Origin of the sequence: Streptomyces aureus (genome assembly GCF_001418135.1) — a bacterium.
In the GTDB taxonomy this organism is placed as follows: domain Bacteria; phylum Actinomycetota; class Actinomycetes; order Streptomycetales; family Streptomycetaceae; genus Streptomyces; species Streptomyces aureus_A.
The window spans coordinates 1-17,694 of sequence record NZ_LIPQ01000337.1; the positions used below are offsets into that span (position 1 = coordinate 1).

Genomic DNA, 17,694 nt, shown 5'->3' on the forward strand with positions numbered 1-17,694 from the left:
AGACGACCATGGCGGGGCCGGTGTCCATGAGGAGCTGGATGTCGGGGCGCCGGCCCCGCCATGGTCGTCTGGAGCCGGATGGTCGAGGAACTCCGCCAGGCCTGCCAGCAGTCCGGCGCCTTCCGGGACGTCCAGGTGCACCGGCTGTACGACACCGGCGAAGGCCCCCCGCTCGTCACCACCACCTCCGGCGCCGACGGCCGCCCCCGGGTGCGCCCCGTCGACCAGCTCCACGACCCCACCGGACGCCGGTTCACCCTGGTCGTCAGCGACTGCGTCGGACCCCTTTGGCAGCGCGGCGCCGCCCAGCGCTTCCTGCGCCAGTGGCCCCGCAACGCGCCGCTCGCCCTCGTCCAGCCGCTTCCGCCGCGCCTCTGGCCCCGCACCGCGCTCCCCGCCGAGCCCGGCACCTTCCAGCGCTCCGCCACCCCCGGCGGCCACACCGCGTTCCGCTCCGACGACGAGCCCTGGGGGCCCGTCGCCCCCGGCCGCAGAGCCGTCCCCGTGCTCACCCCGACCCCGGAGGCCTTCGCCTCCTGGACCCGGCTCCACACCGGCCACGGAGGCAACGCCGTACGCGGCTGGGCCGCCTGGCTCGCCCCCGGGACGATGCGGCCCCGGGCGCCCATGACCCCCCGCGCCGCACGGAGCGACGACGACCTCCTGCGCGCCTTCCGGGCCGCGGCCTCACCCGGCGCGCTCCGGCTCGCCGTCCACCTCGCGGCGGCCCCGCTGACCCTGCCCGTGATGCAGCTCGTGCAGCGCGCCATGCTCCCCGACACCGGCCCCATGGAGCTGGCCGAAGTGCTGCTCAGCGGGCTCCTGCGCCGACTGCCCGGGCCCACCCCGTACCCCTGCTTCAGCTATCCGCCCGGCATCCAGCAGCACTTCCTCGGCTCGCTCGACCCCAGCGCCGCCGCCCTCGTCCTCAAGCACTGCTCCGCGTACGTGGAGCGCAATTTCGGCCAGGGCATGCGCAACTTCCCGGCGCTCGCCGCCGCGCGCCTCGCGGGCGCCGACACCGAGGCCGGGACCGGGACCGCAGACGGCCCGGGGACCCGCCGGATCCACGGCCGGGCCACCGACCTCCCCGAGGAGACCGAGGCGACCGACGAGCCCCTGGGACCCGACGGCCCCGAGACCGAGCTCTTCGCCCGTATCCCCGCGCGCGTACTCCGCTTCTACCACCCCGACCTCGTCACCCCCGACCCGCTCACCGAGGCCCGCCGCCTCCTCGCGCAGGGCCGCGCCCAGTCCGACCCTGCCCTGCTCGCCGGAGCACGCGAGCGCGCCGAGGCGGCACTCCCGGCCGAACCGGTCGAGGCCCGGATCGTCCTCGCCCGCGCCCTGTACGCCGAGGCCGGCACCGCCGCCGCCCGCCGCACCGGCCGCCGCCCCGAGCTCCTCGGCGCGGCCGCCGACACGCTCGTACGGGCCGGGGAGCTCGCCGGGACCGGCGGGGAGGCATGGGCCGAGGCCCGGCTCGAACTGGCCGTCGTCCACCATGCCTTGTGGCGGGACAGCGACGAGACCGGCCATCTCGACGCGGCCCTCACCGCCCTCGCCGAAGACGCCGACCGCTGGCCGGAAACCGCCCGCCACACCCTCCATCTGCGGCGCGGCAGGCTGCTCCTCGCGCGCGGTGACGGCGAGGAGGCGGCCACCGAACTCACCGCCGCCCTCACCCTGCACGAGAGCGCCGCCGCCCTCCTCGATCTCGCGGACGCCCTCCATCTCGCCGGGGCGGACCCCGGCCGCATCGGCCTCGTGCTCGACCGCGCCGAACCCCTCCTCGGCGACGCGCGCGCCCTGCGGCTGCGCCTCACCACCGCACGCGCCCGGCTGTACGACACGGAGGGCGACGGGGCCGCGGCCGACGCGGCGTACGAGGAGGCCACCCTGCTCGCCCCCGCCGACAGCGAGCAGCGCGGACCGCTCCTGCTCACCTGGGGCGGATCGCTGCTGCGGCGGGCCGCCGCGGGTACGGGCACGGCACCGGTCGACCGGGCCGAGGGCGTCCTGCGCGAGGCCCTCACACGACTGCCCGCCGGAGCGCCCGAGCGCGCGCGGGCGCGGACCCTGATCGGCAGCGTCCTCGCGCTCCGCTTCCACCGTGCCGGGTTCCTCCCCGACCTCTTCGAGAGCCGCCATGTGCTCGAAGAGGCACTCCGGGGCACTCACGACCCCGGCGACCGCGCCGAGGTGTGGCTGCAACTCGGCAGGGTCCGACTGGAGTTGGCCGAAACCGCGCGGGACGGGGTGATCGGCGACGCCCTCACCGCGTACCGCAACGCCGGAGAGGACTCCCGCGCCGCCCATGGCGACGACCCGGGCACGGTCACCGGCGCCCGCGCGCTGCACGCCCAGGGGGCGGTGCTCGTCCTGATGGGCCGTCCGGCGCGGGCCAGGACGGTGCTGCTCGCGGCGACGACGCAGTGGCGGCGCCTCACGGGGGAGCTGGTGGAGGTCGACTGGGACGACGTGGAGCGGACCCGGACGCTGCTCGCGGGGGTGGAGAGCGCCAGGGCGCGGGAGGGCGTGCCGCTCACGTCCGAGGAACGCCGCCGCGTCATGCCCCCGTGGTGGTCCTGGACGGCTGGATAACGGGGGCGCACATGGGGGCAGTTGAATCGAATGGGTTTCCGGTCTCCTGCCGTCGGGAAGAACCGCCGCACCGCTACGACCGTGGGGGACAGCGTCGGTGAGGAGGAGCCGGGAGTGTGCGAGCGCACGGGGTGGGCGACGGGTGTCGGACGGGATGCCGTCCGGTCATCGCATCTGTCCGATCTCGCGACCGTCGACCTGCGGACCTTGCGGGTCATGGACGACGCCGCCCTCGGGGCGGCGGTGGAGAGAGTGCTGCTCCGCCCCTCGGATCTCGTCGCGTCCTGGACGGAGGACGAGTTCGTCGGCTGACGGCCGGGTCCCCCCGCGGGGCGCCCGTACGGGGCGATCACTTTCGGCCGTAACGACGCCCGGCGGCCGCTCGCCCCGTCCGCCCGGTGGCCCGCCGTGTGTCCGGAGCCGGGGGTGATGGCCGTCCCGCCGGATCCGTCCGTGCTCGCGGGGCTTGCCAGCACGCGCCCGGGGGCGGCGGGAGCGGCGTTTCTGCGGACCGGAGTGCACGCCCGGCGGCTCCTCCTTCTCCGGACCCTCCTGGTGCGGGTCCGGCGGCACCGTGAGGAGGTGGCGCCCGCGGCGCTGCGCAGCTTCGAGGCGGGCTGGCTCCTGTTCGAACGGGCCGAGCGCGCCCGCCCGGACGTCGTCCGCGCCGCCCTGGACTACCCGACCACCGGCACCTGGCTCGCCACCGCGCTCACCGAGCCGCCCGGAGCCGGCTTCGACCGCCACCTCGCCCATCTCGAACTGCTCGCCGTCACCGCCGCCCTGCGCGCCGGGTTGTCCGTGGACCTGGTGGTCGATGCCCCCGGCGGGGTGATCCCGCTCCCCGGCCTCGGCCGGGTCGAGGCCGGCGGCGCGGGTCCGGTCCGGATCGACGCGCGCGCCCGCTCGGTCAGGATCGGGGGCGGGCACGGTACGGGCTCGCGAGCCGTGCTCCGCCGCCACTCGCGCGGCGCCGGGAGGACGCTGACGGGCAGCGGGCCCGGCTGGCACGGGCTGTGTGCCCTGCCCGGCGGCGTGATCCGTCTGGAGGACCTCGACCCGTACCGGCTGCCGCCGGGCATGGGCATGCCGGCCCGTGCCGCGGCCGACCGCGCCGACACGGACCACGCGGGCTGGGCCGGCAGCTGGACCGCCGCCCGGGGCCTGCTGCGCGCGACCGACCGCGCCCGGGCCTTCGAGGTGGGCCGCTCGGTGGACGCCGTCGTGCCGCTCGTCCCGCTCGGAACGCGTTCCATCGGGGCCACTCTGAGCGCCGCCCCCGGGGCCATCCTCATGACGCCCGCCGCCGGTGCACCCGACATGGCCGAGACCCTCGTCCACGAGCTGCACCACAGCAAACTCGCCACGCTCCACGAACTGGTCCCGCTCTACAGGCCGCACCCGCCGGATCGGACAGCCCCCACCTACCGGGTCGGCTGGCGCAGGGACCTCCGCCCGGTCGCCGGCGTCCTCCAGGGTGCCTACGCCCATCTGGCGCTCGCCGACCTGTGGCACCGGGCCCGGGCCACCCGCGCCGCCGGGGTGCCCGGACAGTGGCGCACCCAGTCCGCACGGCAGTTCGACCATATCCACGATCAGGTGGTCGAAGCCCTTGCGATACTGCTTGAATCCGATGAACTGACCAATGAGGGAAGGGAGTTCGCCCGGCAAATGAGGAAGCATCTTGCGAGCCTCAGCTCCGGCCGGCGAGCCCTTGAGTAACACTGTGCCCACGGCACATGACACTGCGTTGCGCGTGAGCGGGACGGGAGATGCACACATGGCGGAACAGCGGTCGGGCGGCGCTTCGGCGGACCACGGTGGCAGAGCTGCTCCCGAGCACGTCCTCGTCGTCTTCCCCGGCTACCACCGGCCGTGGGCGGCCTGGATCAACCAGCGGCTCGACACCCACGGCGTCCGCGCCACCCTGCAACGCTGGGACCCGCCCCGTGAGGTCCCCCTGGAGGACTCCCTCGGCGACCTGCTCCTCGCCCGCGGCCAGGTCCTCCTCGTCCTCGACGACTGGTTCTTCGAACTCGGCCCCCGGCCCGCCGGCGAGTGGAACGACGTCCTGCGCGGCTTCGTCGCGAGCCAGGCCGACCGCTTCGCCGCCGTCAACCTGACCAACCGCACCCTCCTCCCCTCCACGGCCGTCCTCGAACCAGTCAGCCTCTGGGGCGTCGGCGAGGAGGAGGCGGAAGCCCGGCTCCTCAGCAGGCTCGGCATCGAACCACGCCGTTCCCCCGCCCGGCGGATCGCGCCGGGCGCCCTCGTCCGCTACCCCGAGACCCCTCCGGACATCTGGGGCGAGGTGCCCCGCCGAAACCCCCGCTTCACCGGCCGCGACGACCTCCTCACCGAGCTCCAGGAACGGCTCATGGACGCCGAGCGCGGCAACGCCGCGTACACCCTCCTCGGCATGTCGGGCATCGGCAAGACCCAGATCGCCGCCGAGTACGCCCACCGCTTCAGCTCCGACTACGACGTCATCTGGTGGGTCAGCTCCGACGACCGCAACGTCCAGCGCGACCGCCTCGGCGAACTCGCCGTCGCCCTCGAACTGCCCACCGGCAGCGAGCCCGGAGAACGCATCCGCGCCGTCCGCGAAGCCCTCCGCCGCGGCGCCCCGCACGGCCGCTGGCTCGTCGTCTTCGACGGCTGGGACGACATCAGGGACGTCGACGTCATGGTCCCCCAGGGACCCGGACACGTCCTCATCACCTCCCGCAACCACGGCTGGCGCGAACACACCGACGTCCTCCCGGTCCGCAACTTCGACCGCGCGGAATCCACCGGCTACCTGATGCGCCGGGCCCCGCACATCACCGCCGCCGAGGCCGACGAGGTCGCCGCCGAGTTCGGAGACGTACCCCTGCCCCTCGTCCAGGCGGCCGCCTGGCTCGGCGAGTCCGGCATGGAGGCCTCCGAGTACCTGCGCATGGTGCCGGACGACATCGTCGAGGAGCTCCTGTGGGGCATGCTCGGCGCCGACGAGCTGGGCTTCCACACCTGGGGATGGGCGTCGACGTTCATCAGCTGCTGCTCCCAGCGCGACGACCCGACCGGGACGGCCCAGGGCGTCTGGCCGAGCGGCGACCCCTGGCACGGGGTGGAGTGGCGCCGCTACGGCGTCGGGAAGGGCCGCACCCGGGTCCGGGCGTACCCCCTGGGCGTCGACGGCGACGAGCTGCGGGCCCTGGCCCACCGCCCCGAGGTGGACGAGGCCCTCGCCCGGCTCCGCGCCGAGGTGGGCGAGCGCAGGACCATCGTCCGCGTCGACCGCACGGAACTGTCGAAGAACATCCTGCGCGGCCTCCTCGCCTACCGGGAGCTGCTCACCGTCCACCCGGAGTGGCGCGACCGGGTGGTCCACCTGGCCTCGGCGTACCCCTCGCGGCAGGACCTGGAGTCGTACCGCGCGTACACGGCCTCGGTGACCGAACTGGCCGCCGAGATCAACGCGGAGTTCGGCACGGCCGACTGGCAGCCGGTGATCGTCTCCGTGGAGGACGACTTCACCCGCTCCCTCGCCGCGTACCGCCTGGCGGACGTGGCCCTGGTCAACCCGGTGCGCGACGGCATGAACCTGGTCGCGAAGGAGATACCGGTGGTCTCGGACGCGGGCTGCGCTCTCGTCCTGTCGACGGGCGCGGGCGCCTACAAGGAGCTGCGGGAGGACGTCCTCGCGGTGAACCCGTTCGACGTCTCGGAGACCGCCGAAGCCCTCCACAGCGCCCTGACGATGCCCCGGTCCGAGCGCGCCGACCGCACGAAGCGCCTCGCGGCGACGGCGACGGCCCTGCCCCCGCAGCGCTGGTTCCTGAACCAGCTGGACGCGCTGCGGGAGGAGAACAGCTAGGAGGCGGCCCGCTCACGCCCCCACGCCGCCAGGGGTTCGAGGGCCTCGTTGAGGCGGACGCCGTCCTTCGTGAGGGCGTACTCGACGCGGGGCGGGACCTCCTCGTAGGAGGCACGGTCCACGATGCCGTCCGCCTCCAGCTCCCGCAGATGGGAGGCGAGGACCTTCTCCGTGATGCCCGGGACGAGCCGGCGCAGCTCGCCGAAGCGGCAGTGCGGCCGCTGGTGCAGCGCCCACAGGATGAGCACCTTCCACTTGCCGCCGATGACCTCCATCGCGGCGTCGATCCCGCAGACGTGGCCGTCCCCGTTGCCGGGCCGGTTCAGCGTCGCCATGTGCCCCACCCTCCTGACCTGTTCGCTCACCTCAGGGTAACCACCCACTTTCAAGTGGGTACTTGAGCAGGTCAGAGCCCTGGAGCAGCCTTGTGGTCATGACAGCGAACGCACATCGGAAGACCCCCGTCACCCTCCTCGGCCTCGGTGCGATGGGCACCGCCCTCGCCCGTACCTGGCTCGCCGCCGGGCATCCGCTCACCGTCTGGAACCGCACCCCGGCCCGCGCGGAGGCGCTGGCCGCCGAGGGCGCGAAGGTCGCGGACAGCGCGGCCGAGGCGGTCGCGGCGAGCACCCTCGTCATCGTCTGCCTCCTCGACGACGCCTCGGTGGAAACGACCCTGGACGGTGTCGGCCTGGCCGGCAAGGACCTGGTCAACCTGACCACCACGACCCCCGCCCAGGCCCGGGCCCGCGCCGCGTGGGCCGAGGAGCGCGGCGCCCGCTACCTGGACGGCGGCATCATGGCCGTCCCGCCGATGGTCGGGATCCCGGAGGCCGGCGGCTATGTGTTCTACAGCGGCTCGCGGGAGCTGTTCGAACTCCACCGGGAGTCCCTCGCCGTGCCGGTCGGCACCACCTACGTCGGCGAGGACGCGGGCTTCGCCGCCCTGCACGACGTGGCCCTGCTGAGCGCGATGTACGGGATGTTCGCGGGGGCCGCGCACGCCTTCGCCCTGATCCGGCGGGAGGACATCGACCCGGTCGCGTTCGCCCCGCTGCTCGGGAACTGGATCAAGGCGATGGCCGGCCCGGCGGTCGAGCAGACCGCGCGGCAGCTGAGGAGCGGCGACTACACGACGGACGTGGTCTCCAACCTGGCCATGCAGGTGGCCGGCACCCCCACCTTCCTCGCCACCGCCGACGAGCAGGGCGTCAGCCCCGAACTGATCGCCCCCTACTTCGCGTTGATGCGACGGCGGCTCGACGTCGGCAGCGGCGAGGAGGACCTCACGGGTCTGGTGGACCTGCTCGTACGGAAGGACTGACGGGACCGGACCCGGCTCAGGCCTCCCGTACCGCCTCCGCCAGCGCCCCCAGGAACTCCACCACCCCCGGCGGGCCCTGCACCGCCAGGTCCCCGCGGTCGGCCAGTTCCGGGACCTCCGTCGAGCCGCTGCAGACCAGCAGGCCCGGGGTGCCGTCGGAGCGGAGCTTCTCGACGGCGGCGAAGGCGGGCAGGTCGCCCAGGTCGTCGCCCGCGTAGAGCACGGACCCGGCGCCCACCTCCCGTACGTACTCCGCGAGCGCGACGCCCTTGTCCATGCCCGGGGGCCGCAGCTCCAGGACCATGCGGCCGGGCTCCAGGACGAGGCCGTGACGGGTGGCGAGGTCGCCCAGCGGTCCCTTGAGGGCCTCGAAGGCGCCCTCCGGGTCCAGGGCGCGGCGGGTGTGCACGGCGACCGCGCGGCCCTTCTCCTCGATCCAGACGCCCGGCCAGGCACCGGCCCGGTCGAGGAAGCCGGGGAGCTCGGCGCGGACGGAGGCGACGCCCGGGTGCGGGGCGGCGGCCCGGACGGTGCCGCTGACGGCGTCCCAGCGTTCGGCGCCGTAGTGCCCGAGGACGACGAGGTGCTCCAGGCCGGGGACTCCGGCGAAGCCGCCGTACCGGACGGCGACCCCGGCGGGGCGGCCGGTCACGACGGCGACTGAGGCGACCTGGGGGGCGAGGGCCGCGAGCGCCTCGACGGCGCCGGGGTGGGCCCGGGCCTGTTCGGGGTCGGGCACGATCTCGGCGAGGGTGCCGTCGAAGTCGAGGGCGACGACGGCCTTCGCGGGCCGCGCGAGAAGCGCGGCCAGACCGTCGCGGCCGGCGGATGTGGTCGGGTGCGGGAGACTGACCATGCCCCCGACCCTACCGAGACGGGGCGCCCGCGTCAGGGCCACGGACAAGACGGCGCCGGCCCGGGCCCTGTCGTCAGCGGGCCCTCTTCTTGTCCTCGCGGACCCGACGCAGCCGGTTCACCGTCACCGGATCGTGGGCGAGGGCCCTGGGGTCGTCCAGGAGGGCGTTGAGCAGCTGGTAGTAGCGGGTCGGGGAGAGTCCGAGCCGCTCACGCACCGCTCGCTCCTTGGCGCCGGGGCCGGGCCAGGAGCGGCGCTCGACGGCGAGGAGGGCCTGCTCGCGCTCACCGAGCCCGCCCTCGTCACCGCTGTCCGCCGCTTCCCGCTCCTCGGTCATACGACCAACCTATTACCCGGCGCTCCTCGACGCCGGGGCCGCCCGCTCGCGCGGCCCTCCTACTCGGCGCTCTCCGCCGCCGTCGCCGCCCGTCCGATCGCCCCGAGGACCTCGGCGGGGACCCCGGCCGGGGTGACGGCCTTGCCGATGTTCTGCTTGACGTTCTCGCTGACCTTGGCCCAGGACGTCTTGCCGACCGGCGGGAGCTGGCTCTCCGGGAGCGTCTTGAGGAAGACGCGCAGGTTGGCGTGCTCGGGCTCGGTCTCCATGCGGGTGGAGGCGGTGACGGTGACCGGCAGGAGGTCGTTGTCGCCGGCGAACTTCAGGACGTTCTCGTCGCTGAAGACGAAGTTGAGGAAGTCGCCGATCTCCTTGCGGTGACCGTTCTGCTTGAAGCCCATGATCCAGTCGGCCACGCCCATGGCGGCATCGGCATGGCCGTCGACGCCCGGGAGCGGGACCTGGCCCACCTTGACGCCCTTCCTGGCGGCTTCCTTGAGGAGCGAGGGGTGGCCGTTGAGCATGCCGACCTCGCCGTTCGCGAAGGCGGCGAAGGCGGCCTTGCGGTTGAGCCTGCCGGGGGCGACGGGCCCGGTGAGGCCCTTGCCGACCAGGTTCTTCTTGAGCCAGTCGAAGGTCTTGATGTTGGCGTCGGAGTCGACCGCGTAGTGGTCGGTGCCGTCGGTCCAGCCACCGCCGCCGCTGAGCATCCACATCAGGGCCTCGGCCTGGGCCTCCTCGGGGCCGAGAGGCAGCGCGAAGGGGGTGCGGACACCGTCGTCCTTCAGCTTCTCGGCGGCTTCGGCGAGCTCGGCCCAGGTGGTGGGGGCCTTCGCGCCGGCCTTCTCGAAGAGGGCCGTGTTGTAGAACAGCGGCCGGGTGGAGGCGACGAAGGGCAGCCCGTACTGGGTCCGCTTGTGCTCCCCGGCCTCGACGAGCGGCGCGAGGAAGTTGGACTGGACGGGTATGGAGAGGAGCTCGTCGGCGGCGTAGAGCTGGTCGGCGGCCGCGTAGTCGGCGTAGGCGCCGATCTGCGCGATGTCGGGGGCCTTGTCGGCCTTGACCATCTCGGCGACCTTGCGGTCGACGTCGTCCCAGGACTCGACCTGCACCTCGACCTTGACGCCGGGGTGTCCGGCCTCGAAGGCGGCGACGAGGTCGGCCCAGTACTTCCTGGTGGTGTCGCCGCCGGTGAGGTCGTAGTCGGCCGCGACCAGTCTCAGGGTCACGTCGCCGGAGTCGCCTCCGAGGGAGCCACAGCCGGCGACCGTGGCGGTCAGTCCGAGTGCGGCGACGGCCGCGGTCAATCCAAGAAATCGTCGCCGCTCCACGGCTTCATCCACCTTTTGCTCGTCGTTGAGCTGCGTCGAGCCGCACGTTTGCTCTGCGCAGGGCCGTAAGTCTCTCGCGTGCGCGGGTATGAGGTCTACACCACTCGGGTATCACTTCCGCAACGTCACCGGGACGATGGGCGCCATGACGGGACCCGAATTTGTATCCGTACGCAACAATCCTCGACAGTGGACTAGACCTTTTGGGTCCCCGAGGGCCAAACTGTCACCCGTGAGACACGTCATCGCCCTGGATGTGGGCGGCACCGGCATGAAGGCCGCCCTCGTCGGGGCGGACGGCACCCTGCTCCACGAGGCCCGGCGCGCCACCGGACGCGACCGCGGCCCCGAGGCCGTCGTGGAGACGATCCTCGGCTTCGCCGCCGAGCTCCGCGCCCTCGGCCAGGAGCGGTACGGCGAGCCCGCGGCGGCCGCCGGAGTCGCCGTCCCCGGCATCGTCGACGCGGAGAACGGCATCGCCGTCTACGCCGCCAACCTCGGCTGGCACGACGTTCCCATGCGCGAACTCCTCAGCGGCAGACTCGACGGCATCCCCGTCGCCCTCGGCCACGACGTCCGCACCGGCGGCCTCGCCGAAGGCCGCATCGGCGCGGGCAACGGCGCCGACCGCTTCCTCTTCGTGCCCCTCGGCACCGGCATCGCCGGCGCCATCGGCATCGGCGACCGCATCGAGGCCGGCGCCCACGGCTACGCCGGCGAGATCGGCCACATCGTCGTCCGCCCCGGCGGCACCGTCTGCGGCTGCGGCCAGCGCGGCTGCCTCGAACGGTACGCCTCCGCCTCCGCCGTCTCCCAGGCCTGGGCCGAGGCGAGCGGCGACCCGAAGGCCGACGCCGCCGACTGCGCCAAGGCCGTCGAGTCCGGCGACCCCGCCGCCCTCCGGATCTGGCAGGACGCCGTCGACGCCCTCGCGGACGGCCTGGTCACGGCCCTCACCCTGCTGGACCCCCGCACACTCATCATCGGTGGCGGACTGGCCGAGGCCGGGGAAACCTTGTTCACACCACTTCGGGCCGCGGTGGAGGAGCGAGTCACGTTCCAGAAGCTGCCCGCCATCGTCCCGGCGGCCCTCGGGGACACCGCCGGATGCCTGGGCGCGGGCCTTCTCGCCTGGGACCTGCTCGCCGACCAGCGCCCCCAGCGCCCCACCGACTCGGAGGTTTCCGCCTGATGGCCGATCACAAGGTTCTCGCCGGCGCACACGTCGTGCTGCCCACCGGGATCGTCGAGAACGGACGCGTGATCGTCGAAGGCGACCGCATCGTGGGCAGCGCGCCCGACGGTGCCCCCACCGTCGACCTGACCGGGCACTGGCTCGTCCCCGGCTTCGTCGACATGCACAACCACGGCGGCGGCGGCGCGTCCTTCACCTCCGGCAGCGTCGACGAGGTCCTCAAGGGCGTCCACACCCACCGGCTGCACGGCGCGACCACCGTCGTCGCCTCCTTCGTCACCGGCGAGATGGACTTCCTCACCCAGCGGGCCGGGCTGCTCTCCGAGCTCGCCGAACAGGGCGAGATCGCCGGCCTCCACTTCGAGGGCCCCTTCATCTCCCCCTGCCGCAAGGGCGCCCACGACGAGACGCTGCTCCGCGACCCCGACCCGGCCGACGTCCGCAAGCTGATCGACGCCGCCCGCGGCCAGGCCAAGATGGTCACCCTCGCCACCGAACTGCCCGGCGGCATCGACTCCGTACGCCTGCTCGCCGAGCACGGTGTGATCGCCGCCATCGGCCACACCGACGCCAGCTACGAGCAGACCGTCGAGGCCATCGACGCCGGCGCCACCGTCGCCACGCACCTCTACAACGCGATGCCCGCCCTCGGCCACCGCGCACCCGGCCCGATCGCCGCCCTCCTGGAGGACGAGCGGATCACCGTCGAGCTCATCAACGACGGCACCCACCTCCACCCCGCCGCCCTGGAGCTCGCCTTCCACCACGCGGGCCCCCAGCGCGTCGCCCTGATCACCGACGCCATGGACGCCGCCGGCTTCGGCGACGGCCGCTACATGCTCGGCTCCCTGGAGGTCGAGGTGAAGGACAGCGTCGCCCGCCTCGTCGAGGGCGACTCCATCGCCGGCTCCACCCTCACCCTGGACCGCGCCTTCAAGCGCGCCGCCACCGTCGACGGCCTCCCCGTCGAGTCGGTCGTCCAGGCGATCTCCGCCAACCCGGCCCGGCTGCTCGGCGTGTACGACCGCGTCGGCTCCCTGGAGCCCGGCAAGGACGCCGACATCGTGGTCCTGGACGCCGGGTTCAACCTCAAGGGCGTCATGCGCAAGGGCGAGTGGATCGTCGACCCGAAGGTCTGAACACGCTTCTGATCAGGAGTCACACGGAAGGGCGGTGGGCCGGGGGCTGGGCCAACCGCCTTTCGTTTGGCATGATCAGTGCCCGTCGGAGCGCGCGTTCCGCAGGACTTCACACGGAGTACGGGGGTTGGTCGGATGATTCTCACGGTCACCCTCAACACGGCGGTGGACCTGACCTACCGGGTCCCCGCCCTCACCCCGCACTCCTCCCACCGGGTCACCCAGGTCATCGAGCGCCCCGGTGGCAAGGGACTCAACGTCGCCCGGGTGCTCGCCGCGCTCGGCCACGAGACCGTCGCCACCGGCTTCACGGGCGGCGCCACGGGTGCCGTGCTCCGCGAGCAGCTGGCCGCGACCCCGGTCCGCGACGAGCTCGTCGAGACCGCGGGCCCCACCCGCCGTACCGTCGCGATCGTCGACACCGCGACCGGCGACACCACCCAGCTCAACGAACCGGGCCCCGCCGTCACCGCCGCCGAGTGGACCGCCTTCCGCACCCGATTCACCGCGCTCCTCGACGGCGCCGCGGCGGTCGCCCTCTGCGGCAGCCTCCCGCCGGGCATCCATGTGGGGGCGTACGCGGAACTCGTCCGGCTCGCCCGCGCCGCCCGCGTGCCCGTCCTCCTCGACACCAGCGGCGAACCCCTCCGGCGCGGCATCGCCGCCCGGCCGGACCTCGTCAAGCCCAACGCGGACGAACTCGCCCAGCTCACCGGAACCCGAGACCCACTGCGCGCGACCCGCGAGGCACGGGGCCGCGGCGCCCGTGCGGTCGTCTCCTCGCTCGGCCCCGACGGCCTCCTCGCCGCGACCCCGGAGGGCCTGTGGCGCGCGGCCCCGCCGGCGGCCGTGAAGGGCAACCCGACGGGCGCGGGCGACTCGGCCGTCGCCGGCCTGCTGTCGGGCCTGGTCGACGGCTCACCGTGGCCCGAGCGCCTGTCCCGCGCGGTCGCCCTCTCGGCGGCGACGGTCCTCTCCCCGGTGGCCGGCGAGTTCGACCCGACGGCCTACGAGGAACTGCTGGCGCAGGTCCGCGTCACGGCAGACACGGCCTGAGCACCCTGCCATTCGAGCCAGACACCTGCCACTTCCTGCCGACTTGACTACCTATCGCAGCAGACGTGGCATCTGTTCGAACGTGCGAGCGAAAATCAAGATCAGTCGTTCGCACTACACCAGGAATGCGCATGTCAAAGAAGGCAATGACCGTTGCGGGAGTCCTCGTTTCGGCACTCGCACTATCCCTGTCGACGGCCGGGTCGGCTAACGCCGCCGACGGCTTCACCGTCGTCCGCGGCTGCGGCACGACCGGCGCATACGGGGACATGTCCGCGACCAACTGGCACGGACCCGACGCCACGATTCCCATCAAGTTCACTCTGACCGACACGGCCGGTGACGGAAACAGCGTCCGGGTCCGCCTGGTCTCGAAGGACGTCTGGGGCAAGATCCACTACTGGCCGTGGCGCACCAACTCCCAGGGCCGGGGCAAGACCAGCACCTGGAACACCACGGCTTCGCACCAGAACGGCCTCTTCGACATCGGGATCCAGGTGGCCCGCGTCAATAGTGACGGCACCACGAAGAACCACTGCACCGACTGGTAGGCGTCCGAGCCCCGTCACCGCATGACCCAGGACTACGCCCGAGAGGCCGCCGGACCGTTTCGGGCCGGCGGCTGCGGCGGCCCGGCGGTCACCGACCGGTCTTACCCGCCTCCAGGTAGACCTGGTCCAGGATGGCGTCGCAGGAGTTTCCGGGCTCGCAGGAAATCTTCAGGGCGTTGTTCCCCTTGTCGAGGTTCACGTAGGCGTACGTGTACGTCCAGCCTTTCTCCCAGTCGCCTTCGGCGGCCTTGGCAAAGTTGGACATGTTCACCTCACGCGGCGACGCGCCGTTGACCGTAAGGGAGGTCTTGGCGTCCTTGCCGGGCACGCTGTAGATGATGCGCAGGGTGTACTCGCCGGACTTCGGCACTTCGACGGACCAGCTCGCCGAGCCGCCCTCACCGTTGAAGGCCACGTAAGACCCGCCCGGGCCCTTCGCGCCCTTCACGGTCGTAGCGAGAGCCGCCGGGCCGCCCAGCTTCAGCGTTGCCGCGTCCTGCTTCGGGAGTTCGACCGGGGTCTCGTCCGCGCTCGGCTCGGTGCTGGGCTCCTCGGACGGCTTCACCGGCGCCGTCGAGGTGGTGCCACCGGTGCCGGCCTGGTTGCCCTTGTCGTCGTTGCCCGAGTTCGTGATCACCGCGGCCGCGATGCCCACCACGACGACCGCGACGACCGCGACCGCGCCGATGAGGATGCCCCGGGTGTTGGGGCCACGACCGGAGCCGCCACCGTGGTGGTGCTGCGGCGGGGGTCCCTGCCGGGTCGGCGGGCCGCCGTAGGTCTCCGGGGCGGCGTACTGCGCCTGCGGCTGGCCGTACGGGGCCTGCTGCTGCGGCGGTACGTAGGGCTGCGCGTGCTGCTGGCCGCCGTACTGGCGCTCGCCGACCGTTCTGACCTGGTTGTACGAGGTCCGGGGCACGCCGGGCTGAGCCGCTGCGGGGCCGGGATAGCCGTAGCCACCCCCACCCGGGGGCTGGGCGCCCGCGGCCTGACCGTCCTCGTACAGGTAGCCGAACGGATCGTCGTTCTCGGGCTTGTTCGCGCCGTCGTTACCGGCAGCCATCCGGGTTCCTCTCCATGCTCGCCAGCCGTCGCCGACCGGCCGAGCCTACCCCGAACGGACCAGCCCCCGAAGCGGCCCCGGGCGGGTCAAGAGCCTCAGCCGGCGCGGCGGTGGACCTTGGCGCGGGAGCGTTTCTCCACGTACATCCGCTGGTCGGCGGAGTTCAGGACCTCTTCCACAGACATCCCGCACTCGGCCCAGCCGATGCCGAAACTCGCCCCGACCCGCACCGCCCGGCCGTCCACCCGGATCGGCGGAATGATCGCGTTGCGCAGGCGTACGGCCAGGTCGGCCGCGTCCGCCGCGCCGAGACCGTCGGCGAGGACGACGAACTCGTCACCGCCGAGCCGGGCGACCGTGTCACCGTCGCGGACCCCGGTGGTGAGACGGCGCGCGACCTCGATGAGCACCGCGTCACCGGTGTGGTGCCCGAAGCGGTCGTTGATCGACTTGAAGCCGTCGAGGTCGCAGAAGAGGACGGCGAGACCCTTGGTGCCGTCGTCGATGTCACCACCCGAGGGGGCCACCATGTGGACATGGTGGTCGTACGGGCCGACGCCCGCCGGCTCGAAACCGAACCCGTGCTCGTGTTCGTGCTCGTACGGCGACTCGTAGCCGGAGTGACCGGGGCCACCGGAGCCGCCGGACTCGTATCCGGTGTGGCCGGGCTGATCGGCGTGACCCTGGTCGTAGCCCGACTCGTAGCCCGTCCCGTAGCCGCCGTCCCGCCCCGACTCGTACCCCCCGCCGTACCCCGCGGCCTGGTCGACCGACACGTGCGCCGCCGGACGCTCGCACAGCCGGGCGGAGAGCCGGGAGCGCAGCTCGGCGCTGTTGGGGAGGCCGGTGAGGGCGTCGTGCGAGGCCCGGTGGGCGAGCTGGAGCTCGTGCCGCTTGCGCTCCTCGATGTCCTCGACGTGGGTGAGGAGGAAACGGGGGCCGTCGGCCGCGTCGGCGACGACCGAGTTGCGGAGGGACACCCACACGTACGTGCCGTCGCGCCGCCCCAGCCGCAGCTCGGCCCGGCCGCCCTCGGCGGAGGTACGCAGCAGCGTCCCTATGTCCTCGGGGTGGACGAGGTCGGCGAAGGAGTAGCGCCGCATGGCGGCGGCGGGCCGGCCGAGGAGCCGGCACAGGGCGTCGTTGGTGCGCAGGAGCCGGCCGTGCTGGTCGCCGCCCATCTCCGCGATGGCCATGCCGGAGGGGGCGTACTCGAAGGCCTGCCGGAAGGACTCCTCGCTGGCGCGGAGCGCCTGCTGCTCCCGCTCCAGGCGGACCAGGGCGCGCTGCATGTTGGAGCGGAGCCGGGCGTTGCTGATGGCGATCGCCGACTGGGAGGCGTACATCTGGAGCGCCTCCTGGCCCCAGGGGCCCGGGTGCCGACCGTTGCGCGGACGGTCGACGGATATGACGCCGAGGAGCTCACGGCCGGAACCGGGCGGGGGTCCCCCCGGGCGGGCGGAGCCGAGCCTGGGCGAGTACATGGGGGCGTAGAGACGGTCGTGCGGGTGCCACTCGTCCTCGAAGCGGGGCGCGGGGCCGTCGGTGTGCCACTGGGGGACGTCGTCCTCCATCAGCACCCAGCCCTCGGTGTGCGGGATGAACCGCAGTTCGCCCCAGGCGGTCGCCATGGACAGGCGGCGGTCCCAGGAGGCGCGGGAGCCGACCCGGCCGGTGATCAGGGCCTCGGCGGCGGAGCTGCCGGCGAAGGCGGCGACGACGAGGTCACCGTCGGGGCGTACGAGGTTGACGCAGGCAAGCTCGTAGTTGAGACCGGCGACCACACCGTCGGCGACGGTCTGCAGGGTGTCCGCCAGGCTGCGCGCAGTGTTGAGGTCCGCCACGACCTGATGCAGCTGCCGCAGGGTCGAGAGACGGACGTACGGCTCCGACTCGGTCTCCATCGCTCGCTCTCCCCGAGACCTCGACAGCAACTCCAGGGTTCTCATCGGCTTCGTGTTGCACAGTCACCGTTCGTATTGCACTGTCACTGCCACTGAATCACAGCGAGCTGCACACCCGGTACACAGGGTCAGCAAATACTGGGCGCTGTGACTCAAGTCACAGCAGGTCATGGCGGGTCGACGCGGGCCTGCACGGGACCCGCCATGACCTGCTGTGACTTGAGTCACAGCGCCCAGTATTTGCTGACCCTGTGTACCGGGTGTGCAGCTCGCTGTGATTCAGTGGCAGTGACAGTGCAATACGAACGGTGACTGTGCAACACGAAGCCGATGAGAACCCTGGAGTTGCTGTCGAGGTCTCGGGGAGAGCGAGCGATGGAGACCGAGTCGGAGCCGTACGTCCGTCTCTCGACCCTGCGGCAGCTGCATCAGGTCGTGGCGGACCTCAACACTGCGCGCAGCCTGGCGGACACCC

14 protein-coding genes are annotated in these 17,694 nt (G+C 73.0%); 8 read left to right on the plus strand and 6 right to left on the minus strand.

What is annotated here, in order from left to right:
* Positions 1-60: 60 nt before the first annotated feature.
* From AOK00_RS25860 to AOK00_RS40640, 3 genes are all read left to right on the plus strand, one after another.
* Positions 61-2,604 carry an SAV_2336 N-terminal domain-related protein gene (locus tag AOK00_RS25860; protein ID WP_055602658.1) on the plus strand — a complete coding sequence of 848 codons (2,544 nt, stop codon included), beginning with the start codon at positions 61-63 and terminating at the stop codon, positions 2,602-2,604.
* A 429-nt stretch (positions 2,605-3,033) separates the two neighbouring features.
* Complete coding sequence (locus AOK00_RS25870) at positions 3,034-4,326, plus strand: aKG-HExxH-type peptide beta-hydroxylase (RefSeq protein WP_055602660.1); 1,293 nt, start codon at positions 3,034-3,036, stop codon at positions 4,324-4,326.
* A gap of 58 nt (positions 4,327-4,384) precedes the next feature.
* Entirely contained in the window at positions 4,385-6,463 is a 2,079-nt protein-coding gene (locus AOK00_RS40640; RefSeq protein WP_055602661.1) for a trehalose-6-phosphate synthase, read from the plus strand.
* Here AOK00_RS40640 and AOK00_RS25880 read toward each other — a convergent pair.
* Complete coding sequence (locus AOK00_RS25880; RefSeq protein WP_055602662.1) at positions 6,460-6,798, minus strand: winged helix-turn-helix transcriptional regulator; 339 nt, start codon at positions 6,796-6,798, stop codon at positions 6,460-6,462. The genes AOK00_RS40640 and AOK00_RS25880 overlap by 4 nt on opposite strands.
* Positions 6,799-6,896: 98 nt before the next feature.
* Here AOK00_RS25880 and AOK00_RS25885 point away from each other — a divergent pair, with 98 nt between their 5' ends.
* Positions 6,897-7,787 carry an NAD(P)-dependent oxidoreductase gene (locus tag AOK00_RS25885; RefSeq protein WP_055602671.1) on the plus strand — a complete coding sequence of 297 codons (891 nt, stop codon included), beginning with the start codon at positions 6,897-6,899 and terminating at the stop codon, positions 7,785-7,787.
* A 16-nt stretch (positions 7,788-7,803) separates the two neighbouring features.
* Here AOK00_RS25885 and otsB read toward each other — a convergent pair whose 3' ends face one another.
* From otsB to AOK00_RS25900, 3 genes are all read right to left on the minus strand, one after another.
* Entirely contained in the window at positions 7,804-8,643 is an 840-nt protein-coding gene (gene otsB / locus AOK00_RS25890) for a trehalose-phosphatase (protein WP_055602663.1), read from the minus strand.
* A gap of 73 nt (positions 8,644-8,716) precedes the next feature.
* Positions 8,717-8,980 (minus strand): DUF3263 domain-containing protein, encoded by a 264-nt coding sequence (locus tag AOK00_RS25895; protein ID WP_055602664.1) that lies wholly within the window; start codon positions 8,978-8,980, stop codon positions 8,717-8,719.
* Positions 8,981-9,039: 59 nt separating this feature from the next.
* Positions 9,040-10,323, minus strand: a complete 1,284-nt coding sequence (locus AOK00_RS25900) for an ABC transporter substrate-binding protein (RefSeq protein ID WP_055602665.1) — start codon at positions 10,321-10,323, stop codon at positions 9,040-9,042.
* A gap of 220 nt (positions 10,324-10,543) precedes the next feature.
* On the opposite strand from AOK00_RS25900, the gene AOK00_RS25905 reads away from it, so the two are divergent.
* From AOK00_RS25905 to AOK00_RS25920, 4 genes are all read left to right on the plus strand, one after another.
* Complete coding sequence (locus AOK00_RS25905; protein ID WP_079042193.1) at positions 10,544-11,503, plus strand: ROK family protein; 960 nt, start codon at positions 10,544-10,546, stop codon at positions 11,501-11,503.
* The gene (gene nagA, locus AOK00_RS25910) at positions 11,503-12,645 is read left to right on the plus strand and encodes an N-acetylglucosamine-6-phosphate deacetylase (protein ID WP_055602666.1); all 1,143 of its coding nucleotides are present in this window, start codon (positions 11,503-11,505) and stop codon (positions 12,643-12,645) included. Before AOK00_RS25905 ends, nagA begins: the two co-directional genes overlap by 1 nt.
* A 135-nt stretch (positions 12,646-12,780) precedes the next feature.
* On the plus strand, positions 12,781-13,701 hold the full coding sequence (locus AOK00_RS25915) for a 1-phosphofructokinase family hexose kinase (protein ID WP_055602667.1): 921 nt from the start codon (positions 12,781-12,783) through the stop codon (positions 13,699-13,701).
* A 131-nt stretch (positions 13,702-13,832) separates the two neighbouring features.
* A complete protein-coding gene (locus AOK00_RS25920; protein ID WP_159041853.1) occupies positions 13,833-14,252 on the plus strand; it encodes a hypothetical protein in 420 nt (139 codons plus the stop codon).
* An 88-nt stretch (positions 14,253-14,340) separates the two neighbouring features.
* Here AOK00_RS25920 and AOK00_RS25925 read toward each other — a convergent pair whose 3' ends face one another.
* Complete coding sequence (locus AOK00_RS25925; protein WP_055602669.1) at positions 14,341-15,315, minus strand: CBM35 domain-containing protein; 975 nt, start codon at positions 15,313-15,315, stop codon at positions 14,341-14,343.
* Positions 15,316-15,410: 95 nt separating this feature from the next.
* Entirely contained in the window at positions 15,411-17,219 is a 1,809-nt protein-coding gene (cdgB, locus tag AOK00_RS25930) for a diguanylate cyclase CdgB (protein WP_055602670.1), read from the minus strand.
* Positions 17,220-17,694: the final 475 nt, after the last annotated feature.